Below are 18,610 nucleotides of genomic sequence, written 5' to 3'. Positions count from 1 at the left end.
CTCCTCCGAGTGGCGACTCTGCCTGCAATGCTGTTCAGCCTAGCCGCCGGGTGCGCCCCACCCCGTCAGACGTTCTCACCGAAAACAGGGCGCTGATCGTACGAAGGTATGCGATCCGCCCCCGCCTTATAGGCGCGTCACGATGCGGGAGAGCAGATCGGCGAGGCGCGGCTCGGCAGCCTTGCCCTCGGCGAGCACCTCATCGTGGCTGAGCGGATCGCCCATGCCTGCGGCGGGGTTCGTGATGAGCGACAGCCCCAGCACCTCCATGCCGGCCTGCCGGGCGGCGATCGCTTCGAGCGCGGTCGACATGCCCACGATCTGGCCGCCGATCACGCGCAGGTAGTGGATCTCGGCGGGGGTCTCGTAGTGCGGGCCCGGCAGCTGCACGTAGACGCCCTGCTGCAGTGCGGGCTCGGCCTCGCGGGCGAGGTCGCGCAGGCGCGATGCGTAGAGGTCGGTGAGGTCGACGAAGTTGGCGCCCTCGATCGGTGATGCGGCGGTGAGGTTGAGGTGATCCGAGATGAGCACGGGCTCACCGGCCCGGAAGGCGGGGTCGATGCCGCCGGCACCGTTGGTGAGGATCATCGTCGTTGCGCCGGTGGCTGCCGCGGTGCGTACACCGTGCACCACGGCGCGCACGCCGCGCCCCTCGTAGAAGTGGGTGCGTGCCCCGATCACGAGCGCATGCTTGCCGCTCGCGAGGCGGATCGAGCGCAGCGTGCCCGAGTGGCCCGGCACACCAGAAACGTGGAAGCCAGGCACCTGCTCGGCGGGGATCACCGCGACGGTCTCACCGATCACGTCGGCGGCTTTGCCCCAGCCGCTGCCGAGGGTGAGGCCGATGTCGTGCCGCGCCACACCGGTGAGGCGGGCGATGGCTGCGGCGGCCTCGGCGGCGAGGGCGGCGGGGTTGGATGAGGAGGCTGCGTGATCCTGCGCGTCGTTCATGCTCACCAGCCTATTCGGCGCACAGCACCCGGTAGCCGCGGCGAGGGTCGTAGCCGTGGATTTCGCGGGTGTCGAGCACGGCCATGAAGTCGAGCACTTCTGCGGTGATGATCTGCCCGGGCACGAGCACGGGGAAGCCGGGCGGGTAGGGAGTGACGAAGCCTGCCGAGACCGGCTGCTCGCCGCGCAACACCCGCTCGCGTAGCTCCTCCGGCAATACGTGCTCGATGTGGCGGCGCTGCTGGCCGCGGAAGAACGCGGTGCGCACATCGCCGTCGGGCAGCCCTGGGGCGTCGTAGCCCGGCGCGAACGAGCTGAAATCGGGCAGCGGCGGCATGGGGGCCGCGGCGGTTTCGGTGGGCTCTGGATCGCGTTGCGCCCGATCCTCCTCGAAGCGCTCCGCAAGTTTCACGAGCACCTCGATGAGGTAGGCGATCGCGCTGCGCGTGGTGCCGATGTTCGTCATGAAGAGCACCGTGTTGCGGCTGGTCTTGTTGACCTGAATGCCGTAGCGGTTCATGAGGTGCTCGTGCTTGAAGGTGTCGCCGTCGACACCGGTGCGGGTGATCTCGACGGTGACGCGCGATGGGTCGATCACGAACTCGTCGGCCGCCCACGCCTGCCACATCGAGGCGAGGCCGTCACGCAGCGGCATGGGGCGCCGTGTTTCGCGGTGCCCTGCGGGGATGAGCTCGTTCGCGGTGAGCACGCGGTAGGTGCGGCGCAGCAGCGGGTGCCGCGCGATCGCCTGGGAGAGGCTGGTGGCGAGGTCGAGCTGCTGCTGCACGAGGGTGAAGCCTTCGAGCTCGACCTGCCGCCGCCCGAGGTCGAGCGACGCCAGGATCTGGTAGTTCGGCGAGGTGGAGGTGTGGGTCATGAAGGCCTCGTGGAAGGGCTCTTCTGCCTCGCGCACCCAGTCCTGGTCGTAGACGTGGATCATGGAGCCCTGCCGCAGCGCGGTGAGCGTCTTGTGGGTGGAGTGGGTGGCGTACACGCGAATGCGGGCGTCGGGGCTGGGGATCAGCCGCTCTTCGAGCCACACGGCGTCGGGCGCCGGGGTGCCGTCGGGCCCGTGGAGCCGCTGCTGCTGGGCCCGGTAGGCGGCCGCGTGGGCGGAGGTCTTGAGGCGTTCTTCGAGGTTTTTCGCCGACGCCATCGCGGTGCGGCGACGGGTCACCGGGTGGAAGGCCGCGAACGCGAACCAGGCCTCGTCCCACAGGAACACGAGGTCGGGTTTGATGGCGAGGCACTCGGCCATCACGCGTTCCGGGTCGTAGACGATACCGTCGAAGGTGCAGTTGGTGAGCGTCACCATGCGCACCTCGTCGAGGCGGCCGGCGGCGCGGTAGTCGAGCAGCAGCTGCTTGATGCGGTCGAGGGGCACGGCACCGTAGAAGGCGAAGTCGTTGAGGGGGTACGCCTCGAGGTAGGCGGCGCGGCCGCCGGTGAGCATCATGGCGTGGTGGTGCGATTTGTGGCAGTTGCGGTCCACGAGCACCACGTCACCCGGGCTGACGAGCGCCTGGTGCACGATCTTGTTGGCGGTGGAGGTGCCGTTGGTGACGAAGAAGGTGTGTTTCGCCCCGAAGGCGCGTGCGGCGAGATCCTGCGCCTTCTTGATTGCTCCGGTGGGGGCGAGCAGTGAGTCGAGGCCGCCGGAGGTGGCGCTGGTTTCGGCGAGCAGCAGGTTGAGGCCGTAGAAGTCGGCGAGGTCGCGGATCCACTTCGAGTTGACCACGGATCCGCCGCGGGCGATGGGCAGGGCGTGGAAGACGCCGACGGGCCTGCGCGCGTGATCTTGGATGGCGGAGAAGAACGGGGTGTCGTAGAGGTGCGATACGCGGCGCAGCAACGACAGATGCAGTTCGAGTTGGTCTTCGCGGCGGAACACGCGGCGGAAGCGGCGGGTGAGCGCCCCAGCGAGATCCTCGATGTGCGCGCCCGCCATGAGGTAGAGGTCGAGTTCTGGGCGGATCGCGGCCAGGGTGTCGGCGAGGCCCAGCACCCGCTGCACCGAAGCGAGCGAGGACCGTTCAGAGGTGCGGCCGGTGCTCACTTCGGAGCGGGCCAGCCTGATGGTGTCGATGAGGTCGCGGCTGAGGCGCTGTCTGGTGCTGTCGCTGAATCCGGGCCGCACCACGCAGGCGAGAATGTTGGGGTTGGTGAGCACAGCGGCGACGGCGTCGTCGGCGGAGGGCACCACCACGAACTCGTAGGTGAAGGTGTCTGCTGATCCGCGCAGGCGCAGTGCTTCTGAGCGCATCAAGTCGCGGTCGGCGGGGGTGGTTTCGTCGACGATGAGCACTTCGAAGCGGGGCCGGGTGTCGGTGTCGGCTGCTGCTTCGGCCCGCTCCTGCTCGTCGAGGTGCTCGTCGCGCGGTTCTTCGGGCACGGTGTCGCTGCGCAGTCGGTTCACCACGCGGCCGATGCGGTCGAGGGCAGCGCGGTAGTCGCCGATCTCGAGCAGTTCGCCGATGCTGCGCACGTAGCGCTGCCCGAAGCCGGCCCAGTACATTTCAATGGTTTCGAGGGCTCTCAGGCTGCGGTGGATCTCGCTGTCGCCGGCGAGCGCTTCGGCGTCTTCGCCGCCGAGTGCGAGCCGTTTCACTGCGAAGCGCAGGTACTCCCAGGCGTCGCTCCGCAGGCGCCAGGTGCTTGCGGGCATTCCGGGGTCGCGTTCGAGGGCGGCGGATCCGGTGCTGCGGGGCGGCTGCGTCGCGCTGAGGCTGTGCGTCTCAGCGAGGGGGATCCCGTGCTCGATCCTCGTCATGTGCAGTCGTCCTTCCCAACCTCTTTGTTTGCTCGGCACCCGCTCGCGTTGCCGAGATCGATCCTAGGGTGTTGAGAATGCCTGCACGGGCACTCGGATGTGAACGGTAGTCATGTACGTCATACACGACGATTTCGCCTGTTTTTCAGCGAAATGCATCACCATTTCGAAGGTTGCCGCGAGCGTGATCCGCGACGGCGAACGCAGGGCGCAGCGCCTAGGATGGAAGGCATGGCGAAAGCGTATGAACGGAAGCATCGGATCGCTGTGCTCGGCGGCGGCCCAGGCGGATACGAAGCGGCGCTCGCGGGTGCCCAGCTCGGCGCCGAAGTCACGCTGATCGAGCGCGCCGGCGTGGGCGGGGCCGCGGTGCTCACCGATGTCGTGCCCTCGAAGAGCCTCATTGCAACAGCCGGCGGTGTGCAGGCGGTGCGCGATTCAGGTCGTCTCGGCGTCCAGGCCTTCGTGCCGGGCGGCGATGGCAAGCCTGTGCGGCCCGAGATCGCCGTCAACCTCGCAGCCGTCAACAAGCGACTGCTCGCCATGGCCGGCGCGCAGTCCGTCGACATGCTGCAGAGCCTTGAGACCGCTGGGGTGCGCGTCGTGCAGGGTGAGGGCCGCCTTGACGGCACCGGTGCGGTGCTCGTTTCCACGGCGGCCGGCGACGGCGGCACCGACTTCGACAGGGTCGAGGCCGACACCATCGTTGTCGCTGTGGGATCCAGCCCCCGTGAACTCGACTCGGCGAAGCCTGATGGCGAGCGCATCCTCACGTGGAAGCAGCTCTACAACCTGCCCGCCATCCCCGAGCATCTCATCGTGGTCGGTTCGGGTGTCACCGGGGCCGAGTTCGCCAACGCTTACCGCACCCTGGGAGCCGAGGTGACGCTCGTCTCCAGCCGCGAGCAGGTGCTGCCGGGCGAAGACCCCGACGCTGCCGCCGTGATCGAGCGTGAGTTCAAGCGCCTCGGCATGAACGTCATGTCGAAGTCGCGAGCCGACTCTGTCGTGCGCAGCGCCGACGGCGTTGTCGTGACGCTCTCCGACGGTCGCACCATTGAGGGTTCGCACTGCCTCATGGCTGTCGGCTCGATCCCCAACACCCGCGGTCTCGGTCTCGAAGAGGCGGGGGTGCAGCTCACCGACAGCGGGCACATCCGCGTCAACAAGGTGGCCCGCACGGGGGTGCCCTCCATCTACGCCGCAGGCGACTGCACCGACTTCTTCCCGCTGGCCTCGGTGGCGTCCATGCAGGGGCGCACCGCAATCATGCACGCGCTCGGCGACTTCGTGCGCCCGATCGATCTGCGCAATGTCGCAGCCAACGTCTTCACCTACCCCGAGATCGCAACCGTGGGCTGGAACGAGCGCACCCTCGCCGAATCCGAGGGCCTCGCCCAGCACGTCACCCACACGGTGCCGCTCAGCGTGAACCCGCGCGCGAAGATGATCGGCTTCACCGACGGCTTCGTCAAGCTCTTCGCGTGGAAGGCCTCGGGCACGGTGATCGGCGGCGTCATCGTCGCACACCGCGCCAGCGAGCTCATCTTCTCGCTCGCACTGGCGGTCGAGCATCGCCTCACCGTCGACCAGGTCGCCTCGGCCTTCGCCGTGTATCCGTCGATGACGGGTGCGATCACCGACGCCGCTCGCGCCCTGCACCGCCACTGAGCGGGTGCGAGCGACCCCCGCTTCCCAACCCCAGGAGTTGCACAGTGTTCCGTGAAACCTCAGCGATCACCCGCCGCGCCGTGGTGCTTGGCGCGCTCGGCGTCGGATCCCTCGTCGGCCTGACGGCGTGCTCTGCGTCGAAGCCTGCGGCGGTGCCGTCTGACGACGTCGAGACCGACGTCGTGGTGCACATCATCGACAATCGCTACGTGCCTGCCGAGATCGACATCGCAGCGGGCACCGCCGTGCGCTGGGTGTTCGAGGGCACTGCCGAGCACGACGTCGTCGCAGCCGACGGCAGCTTCGTGAGCGAGCTCATGACCGAGGGCAGCTACACCCACGTGTTCAAGAAGGCGGGCGATTTCGCCTACGACTGCTCTGTGCATCCCGAGATGACGGGTGTGGTGCGAGTCAGCGCGCAGTAGGTCGCGATCCGTCGCGATCCGCCCTCGGACCTCAGGCAGCTTGACGCGCTGATCCGCTGCCGCGTGGCTGAGGGGCGCGAAGCACCCCTCAGTATCTCCGCTACGCGCGCTGGAAGGTCGCGAGGCTCTCGAAGTGGTGGGTGTGCGGGAAGATGTCGAAGGCGCGCAGGCCGGTCAGCTCGTACCCCGACTCGCGCAGCGTCTTCGTGTCGCGGGCGAGCGCCACCGGATCGCATGCCACGTACACGATGTTCGCCGGGGCGAGTTCGATGAGCTGCCCCGTGACGCCGCCGCCCGCACCCGAGCGGGGCGGATCCAGCACCACCGTGCCACGACGCAGCCTGTCGCGCACCGGGGCCGACGCCCGCAGCAACTCGGAGAGATGCCGATCGACGCGGGCAGTGAGCGCGAGCGCCCCCACCAGCTCCGACAGGTTCTCGGCGGCGTCATCGGTGGCTCCGGGCTCAGCCTCCACAGTGGTCACTTTGACGCCGGGGCCCGCAGCCTCAGCCATCGCAGCAGCCAGCAGGCCGGCACCGCCATAGAGATCAAGGTTGCCCGCCGCGGGGTCGAAGCGGCCCTCATCGATGAGCTCGGCGATCGCGTCACACACCGCGGTGAACAGCACCGCGGGCGCTTCACGGTGCACCTGCCAGAAACCGCCGGCGCGCACGAGGAAGCCCCGATCTTCCACCAGCTCATGAATCGTGTCGTTCTCACCGGCGCGAGTCTTCTCGCCGGCGAGGCCGATCAACATGCGCGGATCTGCCGCGGCAGGCGCGATCAGGTCGACGGTCGCGACGCCGGGCATCAGATCGCCCAGCGGCGCGATCTGCGCGATGCCCTCGCTCGCGAGCGGCAGCGACTCCACCGGGATCACACGACGGCTGCGCGCCGCGTAGGGGCCGACCACACCCGTTTCGGGGTCGACGTGCAAGCGAACGCGCGTGCGGTAGCCGAGGCCGCCGTTCTCCTCGTCGCAGGGTGCCGGCTCGACGAGCTCGGCCAGCGCTTCGGCGAGGTTTTCACCCTCTTCGGCGGCGAGTTCGACGTCGCCGAAGCGGCGCATCGCATCGGTCAGCACCTCGGCCTTGAGCGCACGCTGGCGCTCCAGCGAGATGTGGCCGAACTCGGCACCGCCCGCCCGATCCTCAGGATCGCGGTCGATCGCGGCCTCGGCCCAGACGTGGTCGCGGCGATCGGCGGAGGCGTCGAGCACCTCGACCGTAGTGGCGCGCGCGAATGACTTTTTCTTCGCATCGGTCACTCTGGCACGCACTCGCTCGCCGGGGATCGCATCCGAGACGAACACGACACGCCCTTCGTGCCGGGCGACGCTCACCCCGCCGTGGGCGATGCCGGTGACGTCGAGTTCGATCGTCTCGCCGATTTCGAGCGGCGTGTGTGCGGAGTGTTCCCGTGAAGACATGGTCACCATTCTCCCATCCCGCCAGCGGCTCGGTGCAACGCGTTAGCGTTGCGCGGCTATGCCGCCGGAGGAGCTTGCGACGACGGTTTCGGGTTCTTGAGGGTTCCCGGAGGTTGTGAAACGGGGGAAGGCCCGCCGAAGCGGGCCTTCTGAAGTGGAGGGACCGACGGGAATCGAACCCCGGCCAGCCGCTTGGTGCAACGCGTTAGCGTTGCGCGGCTATGCCGCCGGAGGAGCTTGCGACGACGGTTTCGGGTTCTTGAGGATTCCCGGAGGTTGTGAAACGGGGGAAGGCCCGCCGAAGCGGGCCTTCTGAAGTGGAGGGACCGACGGGAATCGAACCCGCGTTCTCAGCTTGGGAAGCTGATGTCTTACCATTAGACGACGATCCCAGGGCGATAGCGCCGCACCAACTATAGCAGTGCGCGGCGTGATCGCCTGCCGCCTGCTACTCGGTGGCTTCTTCCTCTGGTGGCGCCTGGCAGATCGCGGCGCTGGCGAGTGCTGCGGTCTGGTCGGCTGCGGTCCACGGCAGTTCGGGGCCGGCACCCGCCTCGGTCGCGAGCGCGGCAAGTTCGAAGGCGAGTGTCTTGACGAAGGCGGCTCCCGCAGAGGAGTTGTTGAGCGCTACGACCACCGAGAACCCGGACTCGGGGTCATGGTAGGCGGCTGTCAGCGTGCCCGTGATGGCACCGCTGCGCCCGTAGAGGGGGCCGATCTTCTCCATGCCGAAGGCCCATTCGCCTGCTGCGGTGTCGGGTTCGCTGGTGGGGTTGCCTTCGGCGTCGCGCTCGGGGTTCTGGAGGGGCACGGTTTCGGTGATGCGCTTCGAGGCTGCGCCGCCGAACGTGCCGTCGAGGTAGTGCTCGTAGAAGTTCTTGAGGTCGGTGACCGTGGTGACTGTGGCACCTGCGCCTCCGAGCATGGAGGGCGAGACCTCTGGCTTTTCAGCGACGCCGGCTTCGCAGACGGGCGCGCCGCCGCTCGACGGGTAGGCGAGGCCGGAGAGCGTGTTACCGCTCACCGTGGTGCTGGAGAGATTGGGGAAGTAGCTCGAACCCATGCCTGCCGGTTCGAAGACCTTGGCTTTGAGCAGGTCGGAGATGTCTTCGCCGGTTTTCACGTGCAGGGCGCGGGAGAGCACGAGCGCATTGGTGTCGGAGATGTTCACGTCGCGGCCGGGCCAGGGGAGCGGCGAGCCTGCGAGGCCCTGGGCGATGAGTTCTTGGTCGGGCCAGGGGCGGGTGGGGTTATTGACGAAGATATCGGCGATGGTCGCTTTGAAATCGGCGAGCCCTGAGGTCATGCCGCAGAGCTGATCGTAGGTGATGTCGTCGATGCCCGATAGGCGGGTGAGGTCTTTCTCAACGAGACGGTCGAGCTTGATGGTGCCTTCTGCGACGTAGTCGAGCAGCAGTGCGCACAGCACCGGCTGGGTGGCTTGCGCGCCACGGATCAGGCTGTTGCCGTCGACGCCTTCACCGTAGCCGCGCACGTAGGCGTTGTCGCCTGACCAGACGCCCACGACGGCCTCAGTGGAGCCGCTCTGCTGCATCGCGGTGGCGATCGCATCGTCGATGCTGCTGGCGAGGCCCTTGTCGAGGGTCGCCACGTCGCTCGAGGCTGAGATGGCGGGCCCGCCGGTGCACGCGGTGAGGCCGAGTGCGGCGGTCGCGAGGAGCGCGACAGCCGCGAAGCGGGTGCGCTGTGCAAGTCTCGGGATCAAACTCGACCGCCAATCTCGGCTCGGAACACGAAGAACACACGAGATTCTAGTGCGCGCGGCTGGGAGTCATGCGGCTCGACTTACCAGGTAAGGCTTGCCTGAGTAAGATGGGACGGTGATGAGCTTTGCAGATGACGTGATCGCCGCAGTGACCGGCCACATGAACGGCGACCATCCGGAGGACAATCTGCTGATCGTCCGTGCGTTCGCAGCCCCTGATGCGGTGTCGAGCCGCATGGTCGGCGTGACCGGTGAGGCCGGTGTCTGGCTCGTGACCGACGCCGCGGGTGAGCGCGAGGTGTCGATTCCCTGGCCCGGCGGCGAGATTGCTGAGCGGCCGCAGATCCGCCGCGAGGTGGTGGCTCTCTACAAAGCCGCCTGCGAGAAGCTCGGCGTGCCCGCGCGGGAGGAGCACGGCAGCGCTTCGCACCACGGCGAGGCCCACGCCCACGGCGAGGGCCACTCGCACGGTGCCCAGAAGGGCCGTCACGCCGCCGATGCGGATGAGGCGTCGGGCGAGAAGCCGTTCTCCGCGGTGATCCGTGAAAGCTCCTGGTCGGATCACTCCGACAGCGAAGGGGCCACCTTCATGGAGGACATCATGCGGGGCAAGGGCACGCTGCAGGATTACATCGACCTCGTGGCGCAGCACTTCTTCATGTACGAGGCGCTCGAGGAGAGCGCCGCCAGCCTCGCCGCCGATCCGGCGTTCGCGCCGTTCAACGTTGCCGGGCTGGTGCGCATGCCCGCTCTCGAAGCTGATCTGCGCCACCTCATCGGCGACGACTGGCGTGATCGCATCGCCCCGGTGCCTGCGACGGCCGCCTATGCGGCCCGCATCCGCGAGGTTGCCGAGGAGGGGTGGGCTGCTGGCCTCGTCACGCACCACTACACCCGCTACCTGGGCGACCTGTCGGGCGGTCAGATGATTGCGAAGCGCGTTGCGAAGCAGCACGGGCTCGATCATGACGGCATTGCTTTCTACGACTTCGAGGCACTGGGTTCGCTGGCCGATTTCAAGACCGAGTACCGGGCCTCGCTCGATGCGCTCGGCGTCGGTCTCGACGCAGATGAGCAAGCGCGCATGCTCGATGAAGTGCGTGCCGCATATGCCTTCAACACTGCTGTGTTCAGGGATCTCGGCAAGGCTCGCGACGCCGTCGCTGCCTGATTGGGAACGCGGCCGGGCTGGGCCTGATCGGCGTGCACGGCGCGCACCCCGCTGAGCCGCGGGCGCGGGTGGTGCCGGGCTGCGGCGGCGGGTCGGCGAGTGGCGGATCCGGTTTCGGATCCGCCCCCTGTCAGGAAGCCGCGCCCTGCTCCGTGCCGCGCTCCGCGAAGAACCGCACCACATGGGGGTCGACGATCACGTCGCGCGGTTGCAGCGGGCGCCTGAGAAACAGCCCGTCGAGGGAGCGCACCCGGCTGAGCGCCACGTAGGTCTGCCCTGCGCTGAAGGCGCGCGGGCCGAGGTCGACCACGGCGGCGTCGTAAGTGTGGCCCTGCGATTTGTGCACGGTGACGGCCCAGGCGAGGCGCAGCGGAAACTGCTCGAACTCGGCTACCACCTCTTTTTCGAGCTTCTTCGTTTCGGCGTCGTAGCGGTAGCGGTAGCGCTCCCACGTTGTCGGCTCGACCTCGAACTCCTCGCGATCCACCTCCACCCAGACGGTGCCGTCGACCCGTGAAACGGTGCCGATGGTGCCGTTCACCCAGCGCCCGTCGGGGTCGTTGCGCAGGAACATCACCTGCGCGCCAGGTTTGAGTTCGAGCACCTCGTCGGCGGGGTAGGTGTTCTCGCGGAACTCGCCGTTGACCTCGGCGACGGCTCGCAGCGATGAGCCGCGAATCTCGGCGAGCCGTTCCGCGTTGATGCGGTTGACGGTCGCGTTTGTCGTGGCGAGGGTGATCACATCGCGCGGTGCCGGGCGGGCGCCCGCAGCGTTAAGCTCGTTCGCCTCATCCTCTGCGACGACACCGTGCCGCACCGCGCCCAGAATCTGCTTGAAGCGGTCGTCGCGCTGCCGGTGCACCTCGTTGAGTTCGATCACCGACATGGGCGTCGTCGCCCACACCTTCGCGTCGAAGAACCACAGCGAGCGGTAGGTGTCGGCGAAGTATGCGCGCTCGTGGGGATCGCGGGGCGGCACTGGCGGCAGTTGGAACGGGTCGCCGAACATGATGATCTGTGCTCCGCCGAAGGGGTCGTGCCGCTTGCCGCGGGCGAGCCGCAGGGAGCGGTCGATGGCGTCCATGAGGTCGGCAGAGACCATGGAGATTTCGTCGATGACGAGGGTGTCGATGGAGGCGAGCATCTTCTTGAGCTCGGCGGGCTGATCGAGATCGTGATCGGCGATGATGCCGGTGGGCAGGCGCAGCAGCGAGTGGATCGTCTGGCCGCCCACGTTGAGGGCGGCGACGCCTGTCGGGGCGCAGACTGCGATGATCTTGCTGGTGTTCCAGGAGAGGTGCCCGAGGATCGTCGATTTGCCGGTGCCGGCGCGGCCCGTCACGAAGATGTGCTCGCGGGTGTGCTCGATGCGCTCGTATACGGCGAGCTGCTCGGGGGAGAGGTCGGGGCGTGCCACCGGTCCAGGGTACCGCTGCTGGGGCTCTGGCGCGGTGCGCTGGTGTGGCCGTTGGCGCGCCGGCTTGAGCTGTCGGCTGCCTCGGGCTCAGCTCGCCGGCACCCGCACGGGGAGGAGGAGAGCGAGGCCGACGAGCAGCACGAGGGCGATGCCGATGATGCCGAAGATCGTGGAGCCGCCCAGGGCGACCGCGATGGTGAAGGTGAGCGGGGCGAGGAAGGAGACGGCGCGACCGGTTGTGGCGTAGAGGCCGAACATTTCGCCCTCTTTGCCTGGCGGGGTGAGGCGGGCGAGGAAGCTGCGGCTCGACGACTGCACGGGCCCCACGAAGATCGTGGCGAAGAGGCCCACGATCCAGAATGCTGGGGCACCGAGGGGTGCGAGGGCGAACATCAGCACGAGCGCGATCACGAGCAGCACGAGCGAGACCGTCATCACGTTCTTGGCGCCCACGCGATCTTCGACGACGCCTCCGAGGATGGTGGCGAGGCCCGAGATTACGTTTGCCGCGATGGCGAACATGATGACGGTGGCGGGCTCGAATCCGAAGGAGAGCGAGGCGACAATGCCTGTAAAGGTGAAGATACCGGCGAGGCCGTCGCGGAAGATCGCGCTGGCGATCAAGAAGAACAGGGTGTGGCGGGAGGTGCGCCAGAGCTGGCCGATGCTGCGGAAGATCGCGCGATAGCCGGCGACGACGCCTACGACCCGGCGGTCGCTGTCGGCTGAGATCTCGGGCACTGCGAAGAAGGTGGGGATCGCGAAGACGGCGAACCAGAGCGCGCACACCACCATGGCGAGGCGCACGTTCCAGCCGCCGTCGCTGGTCACCCCGAACCAGCCGGTGTCTGGCAGGATGAAGCCGACGAGCACGATGGTGAGCAGCACGATGCCGCCGAGATAGCCCATGCCCCAGCCGAAGCCGGAGACGCGGCCCACGTTTCGGCTCGTCGAGAGCTGAGTGAGCATCGAGTAGTAGTTGACGCTTGCGAATTCGAAGGCGATGTTGCCGATGGCGAGCAGCACGAGCCCGAGCATGAAGTATTGGGGTGCCGGGGCCACGAGCACCATGAGGGCGGTGCAGGCGACCACGATGCCCGTGGTGACGGCGAGGGAGTGTTTGCGGTGGCCGGTGGCGTCGGTGAGTCTGCCGAAGAGTGCGACGGCGATGCCCGCGATCGAGAGGGTGGTGCCGAGGGCGACAGAGGTCTGCTCTTCTGGGCCGAAGGCGGCTGAGGTGATGTAGACGGTGAAGACGAAGGTAGTGACGACGGCCTGGAAAGCTGCGGATCCCCAATCCCAGAGCGACCAGGCGAAGATCGTGCGTTTCTTGACCTGCGGGGCCGCGGGGTCGTGCAGATGATTCTCGTGCAGCGCGGAATCCGACGCGGTCTCGGTCATGGGGTCACTGTACTCGATCATGGCAAACGGATGGGAGCGTGCGGATGAACCCTGAGAGTTGAGTGTGTTCGACTCAAGTTTGCGGAATCCTACTTGACTGTCGCGCGACGCCGAGTAAACTTGAGTGCATCAGGCTCAAGGTCTTCCCTGAGGGGAGCGCCGTGGGCGTCAGGACCACGGATTCCTCCCCGCAGTGGGCAACGGATCCGAAACAGTACACACAGAAGGAGAACACATGTCACGTGCAGTAGGCATCGATCTCGGCACCACCAACTCGGTCGTCGCCGTGCTCGAGGGCGGCGAGCCCACCGTCATCGCGAACGCCGAGGGGTTCCGCACCACTCCCTCGATCGTCGCATTCACCAAGGATGGCGAGGTGCTCGTCGGAGAGACCGCGAAGCGTCAGGCCGTCACCAACGTCGACCGCACCATCGCCTCCGTCAAGCGCCACATGGGCACCGACTGGAAGAGCGACGAGATCGACGGCAAGCGCTACACCGCGCAGGAGATCAGTGCCCGTACGCTTATGAAGCTCAAGCGCGACGCTGAGACCTACCTCGGTGACAAGGTCACCGACGCCGTCATCACCGTTCCCGCCTACTTCAACGACGCCGAGCGCCAGGCCACCAAGGAGGCCGGTGAGATCGCGGGCCTCAACGTGCTGCGCATTATCAACGAGCCCACCGCAGCCGCTCTGGCCTACGGCCTCGACAAGGGCAAGGAAGACGAGCTCATCCTGGTCTTCGACCTCGGCGGCGGCACCTTCGACGTCTCGCTGCTCGAGGTGGGCAAGGACGACGACTTCTCCACGATCCAGGTGCGCGCCACTGCCGGCGACAACCGCCTCGGCGGCGACGACTGGGATCAGCGCGTTGTCAGCTGGCTCGCAGATCAGTTCAAGGCCTCCACCGGCGTTGACGTATCGAACGACAAGATCGCGCTGCAGCGCCTTAAGGAAGCAGCAGAGCAGGCGAAGAAGGAGCTCTCGAACTCGACGAGCACCCAGATTCAGCTGCCCTACCTCTCCCTCACCGAGAACGGCCCCGCCAACCTCGACGAGACGCTCACCCGCGCCAAGTTCGAGGACCTCACCAAGGATCTCCTCGAGCGCACCCGCAAGCCCTTCGAAGACGTGATCAAGGAGGCCGGCGTCAAGGTCTCCGACATCGCCCACGTGGTGCTCGTCGGCGGCTCGACTCGCATGCCCGCTGTCACCGAGCTCGTGAAGAAGCTCACCGGTGGCAAGGAGCCCAACAAGGGCGTCAACCCCGATGAGGTTGTCGCCGTGGGCGCCGCGCTGCAGGCCGGCGTGCTGAAGGGTGAGCGCAAGGATGTGCTGCTCATCGATGTCACCCCCCTGAGCCTCGGCATCGAGACCAAGGGCGGCATCATGACGAAGCTGATCGAGCGCAACACCGCGATTCCCACGAAGCGCAGCGAGACCTTCACCACGGCCGAGGACAACCAGCCCTCTGTCGCGATCCAGGTCTTCCAGGGCGAGCGCGAGTTCACTCGCGACAACAAGAACCTGGGCACCTTCGAGCTGACGGGCATCGCCCCGGCACCCCGCGGCATCCCGCAGATCGAGGTCACCTTCGACATCGACGCCAACGGCATCGTGCAGGTCTCGGCCAAGGACAAGGGCACCGGCAAGGAGCAGACCATCACCATCTCGGGTGGTTCGACGCTCTCCAAGGAAGACATCGAGCGCATGGTGCGCGAGGCCGAAGAGCACGCCGCCGAAGACAAGAAGCGCCGCGAGTCGGCCGAGCAGCGCAACAACGCCGAGCAGCTCGCCTACTCGGTCGAGAAGCTGATCTCCGAGAACGAAGACAAGCTGCCCGAGGACGTCAAGACTGAGGTGCAGGGCGATCTCGACGCGCTCAAGCAGGCGCTCGCCGGCGACGACGACGAGGCCGTGAAGACGGCTGCCGGCAAGCTCGGCCAGAGCCAGACCAAGCTCGGCGAGGCGATCTACGCGGCCGCACAGGCTGAACAGCCCGCCGCAGACGCCGACGCCGCAGGGGCGAACGATGACGACGTGGTTGACGCCGAGGTCGTCGAAGACGAGGAGCAGAAGTAACCATGGCAGCACAGGAACAGCGCACGCCGGGCGAAGACCCGAACCGCGACGATGTTCCTGCGACGACGGGGCCGGAGGCGAATGCCTCCGGCCCCGTGCCGCAGGAAGACGGGCTCACCGTCGATGACATCCTGAACGCAGACCAGAGCACCGACGCGAAGGCCGCCGACGCAGCTGCAGCCGAGGCCGCTCCCGAGGAGAACCCCTACCTCGAAGATCTGCGCCGTCTCACCGCGGAGTACGCGAACTACCGCAAGCGCACCGAGGCCAACGCGCAGCTCGAGAAGCAGCGCGCCGTGGCCGCGGCGGTCACCCCGCTGCTCACAGTGCTCGACGATCTCGACCGCGCTGAGCAGCACGGTGATCTCGTCGAGGGCACCGCGTTCTTCACCATTGCGCAGAAGATGCGCGCCACTATGGAACGTCTCGGCTTGGTGAGCTATGGCGAGAAGGGCGAACCCTTTGACCCGCAGCTGCACGAGGCCATTGCGCAGGTGCCCGTGCCTGGCACCGAGCAGCAGACCGTTCTGGACGTGATCGAGCGGGGGTACCGCGTCGGCGACGTCGAGCTGCGCCCCGCCAAGGTAGCGGTGGCGGTGGGGGCAGATGGCTAGTCAGGATTGGCTCGAGAAAGACTTCTACGCGATCCTCGGCGTCTCAAAAGACGCGAGCGAGGCTGAGCTCAAGAAGACGTACCGCAAGCTCGCCCGCAAGCATCACCCCGACTCCAACCCCGGCGACGCCGTCGCCGAGGCGAAGTTCAAGGAGATCAGCGAGGCCTACTCGGTGCTCTCCGACAAAGAGCAGCGCGCCGAGTACGACCAGATTCGCGCCATGGGTGCTGGCGGCGCCCGCTTCACCGCAGGCGGGGGCGGCGGTCAGGGCTTCGAGGACATCTTCGGAGGCATGTTCGGCGGTGGTCGCGGCGGTGCCAACTTCAGCTACCAGGGTGGGTTCCCACAGGGCGGCCAGGGTTACGAGGACATCTTCAACATGTTCGGTGGCGGCCGCAGCGGCCCGCAGCCGGGGCGCGACATCCAGGCCACGACCACGCTCGATTTCGAGACCGCCGTGCAGGGCAAGACCGTCACGCTGCAGACCCCGAATGGTTCGGTGAAGGTGAAGATTCCGGCGGGTGTCTCGGACGGGCAGAAGATCAAGGTGCGCGGCAAGGGCGAGCCGAGCCCGAACGGCGGGCCCGCGGGCGACATCATCCTCACGGTGAGTGTTCGCAAGCACCCCGTGTTCGAGCGCGACGGCCAGAACCTGCGCCTCAAGCTGCCGGTCACCTTCTCGGAGGCCGCGCTCGGCGCGACCGTCGAAGTGCCGACCCTCGGCGGCGATCCCGTGCGCCTCAGGGTGCAGCCGGGAACGCCCAGTGGGCGGGTGCTGCGGGTGAAGGGGCGTGGTGTGCAGAGTGCCAAGGGCACCGGCGACCTGCTCGCCGAGGTGCAGGTGGTCGTGCCGTCGCACCTCTCCGAGGAAGCCCGCGCGGCGCTTGAGGCCTTCCGCGAAGTGGAGCCCCGGGAGAACCCGCGCGAGGATCTTCTGTCGCGCGCCCGTGGCTGAGAGCGGTGAGACCCATGGCTGAACCTCAGATGGATCGCTACACCCCGGTGTTCGCGATCGCCGCCGCCGCGGAGCTGGCCGAGATGCACCCCCAAACGCTGCGACAGTACGACCGAATCGGGCTCGTGTCGCCGCAGCGCACCCGTGGCAACACCCGCCGCTATTCGCTGCACGATGTGGCGCGTCTGCGCGAGGTGTCACGGCTGTCGGCCGAGGGGCTCAGCTTGGAGGGGATCCGCCGGGTGCTGCGGTTGGAGGATCGGGTGCGCGAGCTCGAGGGCCGTGTGCACGAGCTCGAACAAGCGCTCGCTCAGGAGCAGCTGCAGCGGCCCGAGCGGCGTGTGTTCGCTGCCGGTGCCGCGGGCGGGGAGGTCATCACCCTGCGCCGCGGCACCCGCGTGCGGCGCAACGCCGAGGTTGTCGTGTGGAAGCCGTAACCGCGCTCTTCGCGCAGCTTTCGCGAGCGCCTGATTTCGATGCTCCTGAGTTGCAGGCCTACGATTCTGCCGATGAGCTGATGCTCGACACCGTCGCCGATGAGCTGCGCGGCATCGACGACGGTGAGCTGGTGGTGATCGGTGACCGTCACGGTGCGCTCACGCTGGGTGCGGCGAGCCTCGGTGCGCGGCGGATCCGCGTGCACCAGGATCCGCTGCTCGCCGAGCGCGCGCTTACCGCGAACGCGGAACGTCTCGGCCTTGCCGGGATGCACAGCTCGCACCCGCTCGACGAGTCGCTGCTGCGCGATGCGCGGCTGGTGCTGCTGCAGTTGCCGCGGGGCCTCGACGCGCTCGACGAGATCGCCTGGTCGATCGCGCGCTGGGCGCATCCCGAGGTGCGGGTGGTCGCCGGCGGGCGCGTGAAGCATATGACTCGTGCTCAGAACGAGGTGCTGGGCCGCTCCTTCGGCGAGGTCTCGGCGGGGCTCGGGTGGCGCAAGGCTCGGGTGTTGCGGGCGAGCGCGCGGCGTGACATCGGCCCCGCGCCGTTTCCGCAGTGGGGATCGGATGCTGCGCTCGCGTTTCGGGTTGCCGCGTTCGGGGCGACATTCGGGGGTGCCACGCTCGATCACGGCAGCAGGCTGCTGCTCGAAGGGCTGGGTGTGCCCGAAAGGCCTGGCGTGAAGCCCGCCCGTATCGTTGATCTCGGCTGCGGCAATGGGGTGCTGGCCGTTTCTGCGGCGCTGCGCTGGCCCGACGCCGAGGTTATCGCGACAGACCAGTCGGCCGCCGCGGTTGCTGCGGCTCGGCTCACCGCGGCAGAGGCGGGTGTGGCGGATCGGGTGGCGATCCACCGTGCTGATGCTCTTGAAGCCGTGCCCGATGGGTGGGCGGATCTGATCCTGCTCAACCCGCCGTTTCACACGGGGGCGACGGTGCACGCGGGAGTGGCGCACCGCCTGATCCGCGCGTGCCGTCGCGCACTCGCTCCCGGTGGCGAGCTGCGTCTCGTTTTCAATTCGCACCTGCGCTATCGGCCCCTCGTGGAGCGCGAGATCGGCCCGGTGCGCGAGGTTGCCCGAGACCGCACCTTTACGGTGCTGTCGGCGATGCGTCGCTGAGCTGGGTGTGCTCGCCAGTGCGGCCCACCGCTGCGCCGGCGAGGGTCGTCAGGCCTGACTATCGAGGGTGGTCAGGCCTTGCGGCGGCGCGGATTGCCCTGCTCTGCGCGGGCCCGAATGAGGTCGCGGGCCGAGATCTGGTGCACGCGCACACCGTAGTCATCAGCGCTGAGGCCTGACAGAAAACTGCCCGGATCCACTTCGAGCGCGGTGCCGAGGCGCACCAGCGTTTCGGCAGTCGGGCTGGAGACGCCGCGTTCGATCTTGCCGATGCTGGTCCAACTGATCTCCGCGAGCTCGCCGAGATCTTCCAGCGAGATACCAAGGTGCTGGCGGATCTCGCGTACGCGGCGGCCGATCTTTATCGCGGCTTCCGAGTGAATGTTTGGCACGCACCCAGCGTGCTCGACTCATGCATTCGGCACCAGGCCTTGCG

At 67.6% G+C, this 18,610-nt stretch carries 15 protein-coding genes and 1 tRNA gene; 8 read left to right on the top strand and 8 right to left on the bottom strand.

The window, feature by feature from the left end; genetic code table 11:
- Positions 1-126: 126 nt before the first annotated feature.
- Positions 127-951 carry a purine-nucleoside phosphorylase gene (locus tag WFL22_RS06370; protein WP_336991954.1) on the bottom strand — a complete coding sequence of 275 codons (825 nt, stop codon included), beginning with the start codon at positions 949-951 and terminating at the stop codon, positions 127-129.
- Positions 952-961: 10 nt separating this feature from the next.
- Entirely contained in the window at positions 962-3,721 is a 2,760-nt protein-coding gene (locus tag WFL22_RS06365; RefSeq protein ID WP_336991953.1) for an aminotransferase class I/II-fold pyridoxal phosphate-dependent enzyme, read from the bottom strand.
- A 231-nt stretch (positions 3,722-3,952) separates the two neighbouring features.
- On the opposite strand from WFL22_RS06365, the gene WFL22_RS06360 reads away from it, so the two are divergent.
- Positions 3,953-5,392 carry an NAD(P)H-quinone dehydrogenase gene (locus tag WFL22_RS06360; RefSeq protein ID WP_336652650.1) on the top strand — a complete coding sequence of 480 codons (1,440 nt, stop codon included), beginning with the start codon at positions 3,953-3,955 and terminating at the stop codon, positions 5,390-5,392.
- Between the two features lie 44 nt (positions 5,393-5,436).
- Entirely contained in the window at positions 5,437-5,817 is a 381-nt protein-coding gene (locus WFL22_RS06355; RefSeq protein WP_336652651.1) for a cupredoxin domain-containing protein, read from the top strand.
- Positions 5,818-5,917: 100 nt separating this feature from the next.
- On the opposite strand, the gene WFL22_RS06350 is transcribed toward WFL22_RS06355, so the two are convergent.
- From WFL22_RS06350 to WFL22_RS06340, 3 genes are all read right to left on the bottom strand, one after another.
- Positions 5,918-7,255 (bottom strand): class I SAM-dependent RNA methyltransferase, encoded by a 1,338-nt coding sequence (locus WFL22_RS06350; RefSeq protein ID WP_336991951.1) that lies wholly within the window; start codon positions 7,253-7,255, stop codon positions 5,918-5,920.
- A gap of 309 nt (positions 7,256-7,564) precedes the next feature.
- A tRNA-Gly gene (locus WFL22_RS06345) sits at positions 7,565-7,638 on the bottom strand.
- Between the two features lie 56 nt (positions 7,639-7,694).
- Positions 7,695-8,972 (bottom strand): serine hydrolase domain-containing protein, encoded by a 1,278-nt coding sequence (locus WFL22_RS06340; RefSeq protein WP_336991950.1) that lies wholly within the window; start codon positions 8,970-8,972, stop codon positions 7,695-7,697.
- 118 nt (positions 8,973-9,090) lie between these two features.
- Here WFL22_RS06340 and WFL22_RS06335 point away from each other — a divergent pair, with 118 nt between their 5' ends.
- Positions 9,091-10,143 carry a biliverdin-producing heme oxygenase gene (locus WFL22_RS06335; RefSeq protein WP_336991949.1) on the top strand — a complete coding sequence of 351 codons (1,053 nt, stop codon included), beginning with the start codon at positions 9,091-9,093 and terminating at the stop codon, positions 10,141-10,143.
- A gap of 130 nt (positions 10,144-10,273) precedes the next feature.
- On the opposite strand, the gene WFL22_RS06330 is transcribed toward WFL22_RS06335, so the two are convergent.
- Both WFL22_RS06330 and WFL22_RS06325 read right to left on the bottom strand, forming a co-directional pair.
- A complete protein-coding gene (locus WFL22_RS06330; protein WP_336652655.1) occupies positions 10,274-11,560 on the bottom strand; it encodes an ATP-dependent DNA helicase in 1,287 nt (428 codons plus the stop codon).
- A gap of 87 nt (positions 11,561-11,647) precedes the next feature.
- Entirely contained in the window at positions 11,648-12,961 is a 1,314-nt protein-coding gene (locus WFL22_RS06325) for an MFS transporter (protein WP_336991948.1), read from the bottom strand.
- Between the two features lie 235 nt (positions 12,962-13,196).
- Here WFL22_RS06325 and dnaK point away from each other — a divergent pair, with 235 nt between their 5' ends.
- The 5 genes from dnaK to WFL22_RS06300 are packed head-to-tail and all read left to right on the top strand — an operon-like array spanning position 13,197 to position 18,174.
- Positions 13,197-15,044: a molecular chaperone DnaK gene (dnaK, locus tag WFL22_RS06320; protein WP_336991947.1), complete on the top strand. Its 1,848-nt coding sequence runs from the start codon at positions 13,197-13,199 to the stop codon at positions 15,042-15,044.
- 2 nt (positions 15,045-15,046) lie between these two features.
- Positions 15,047-15,658: a nucleotide exchange factor GrpE gene (locus tag WFL22_RS06315; RefSeq protein ID WP_336652658.1), complete on the top strand. Its 612-nt coding sequence runs from the start codon at positions 15,047-15,049 to the stop codon at positions 15,656-15,658.
- Positions 15,651-16,613 (top strand): DnaJ C-terminal domain-containing protein, encoded by a 963-nt coding sequence (locus WFL22_RS06310; protein ID WP_336652659.1) that lies wholly within the window; start codon positions 15,651-15,653, stop codon positions 16,611-16,613. Before WFL22_RS06315 ends, WFL22_RS06310 begins: the two co-directional genes overlap by 8 nt.
- 14 nt (positions 16,614-16,627) lie before the next feature.
- On the top strand, positions 16,628-17,050 hold the full coding sequence (locus tag WFL22_RS06305) for a heat shock protein transcriptional repressor HspR (RefSeq protein WP_336652660.1): 423 nt from the start codon (positions 16,628-16,630) through the stop codon (positions 17,048-17,050).
- On the top strand, positions 17,038-18,174 hold the full coding sequence (locus tag WFL22_RS06300; RefSeq protein WP_336991946.1) for a class I SAM-dependent methyltransferase: 1,137 nt from the start codon (positions 17,038-17,040) through the stop codon (positions 18,172-18,174). The genes WFL22_RS06305 and WFL22_RS06300 overlap by 13 nt, the downstream gene beginning before the upstream one ends.
- Positions 18,175-18,245: 71 nt before the next feature.
- On the opposite strand, the gene WFL22_RS06295 is transcribed toward WFL22_RS06300, so the two are convergent.
- Entirely contained in the window at positions 18,246-18,566 is a 321-nt protein-coding gene (locus WFL22_RS06295; RefSeq protein ID WP_336991944.1) for a helix-turn-helix domain-containing protein, read from the bottom strand.
- Between the last annotated feature and the right edge of the window lie 44 nt (positions 18,567-18,610).

Origin of the sequence: Leucobacter sp. VD1, from assembly GCF_037150695.1 — a bacterium.
GTDB lineage: Bacteria > Actinomycetota > Actinomycetes > Actinomycetales > Microbacteriaceae > Leucobacter.
This window is presented reverse-complemented; position numbering and strand designations above follow the sequence as displayed.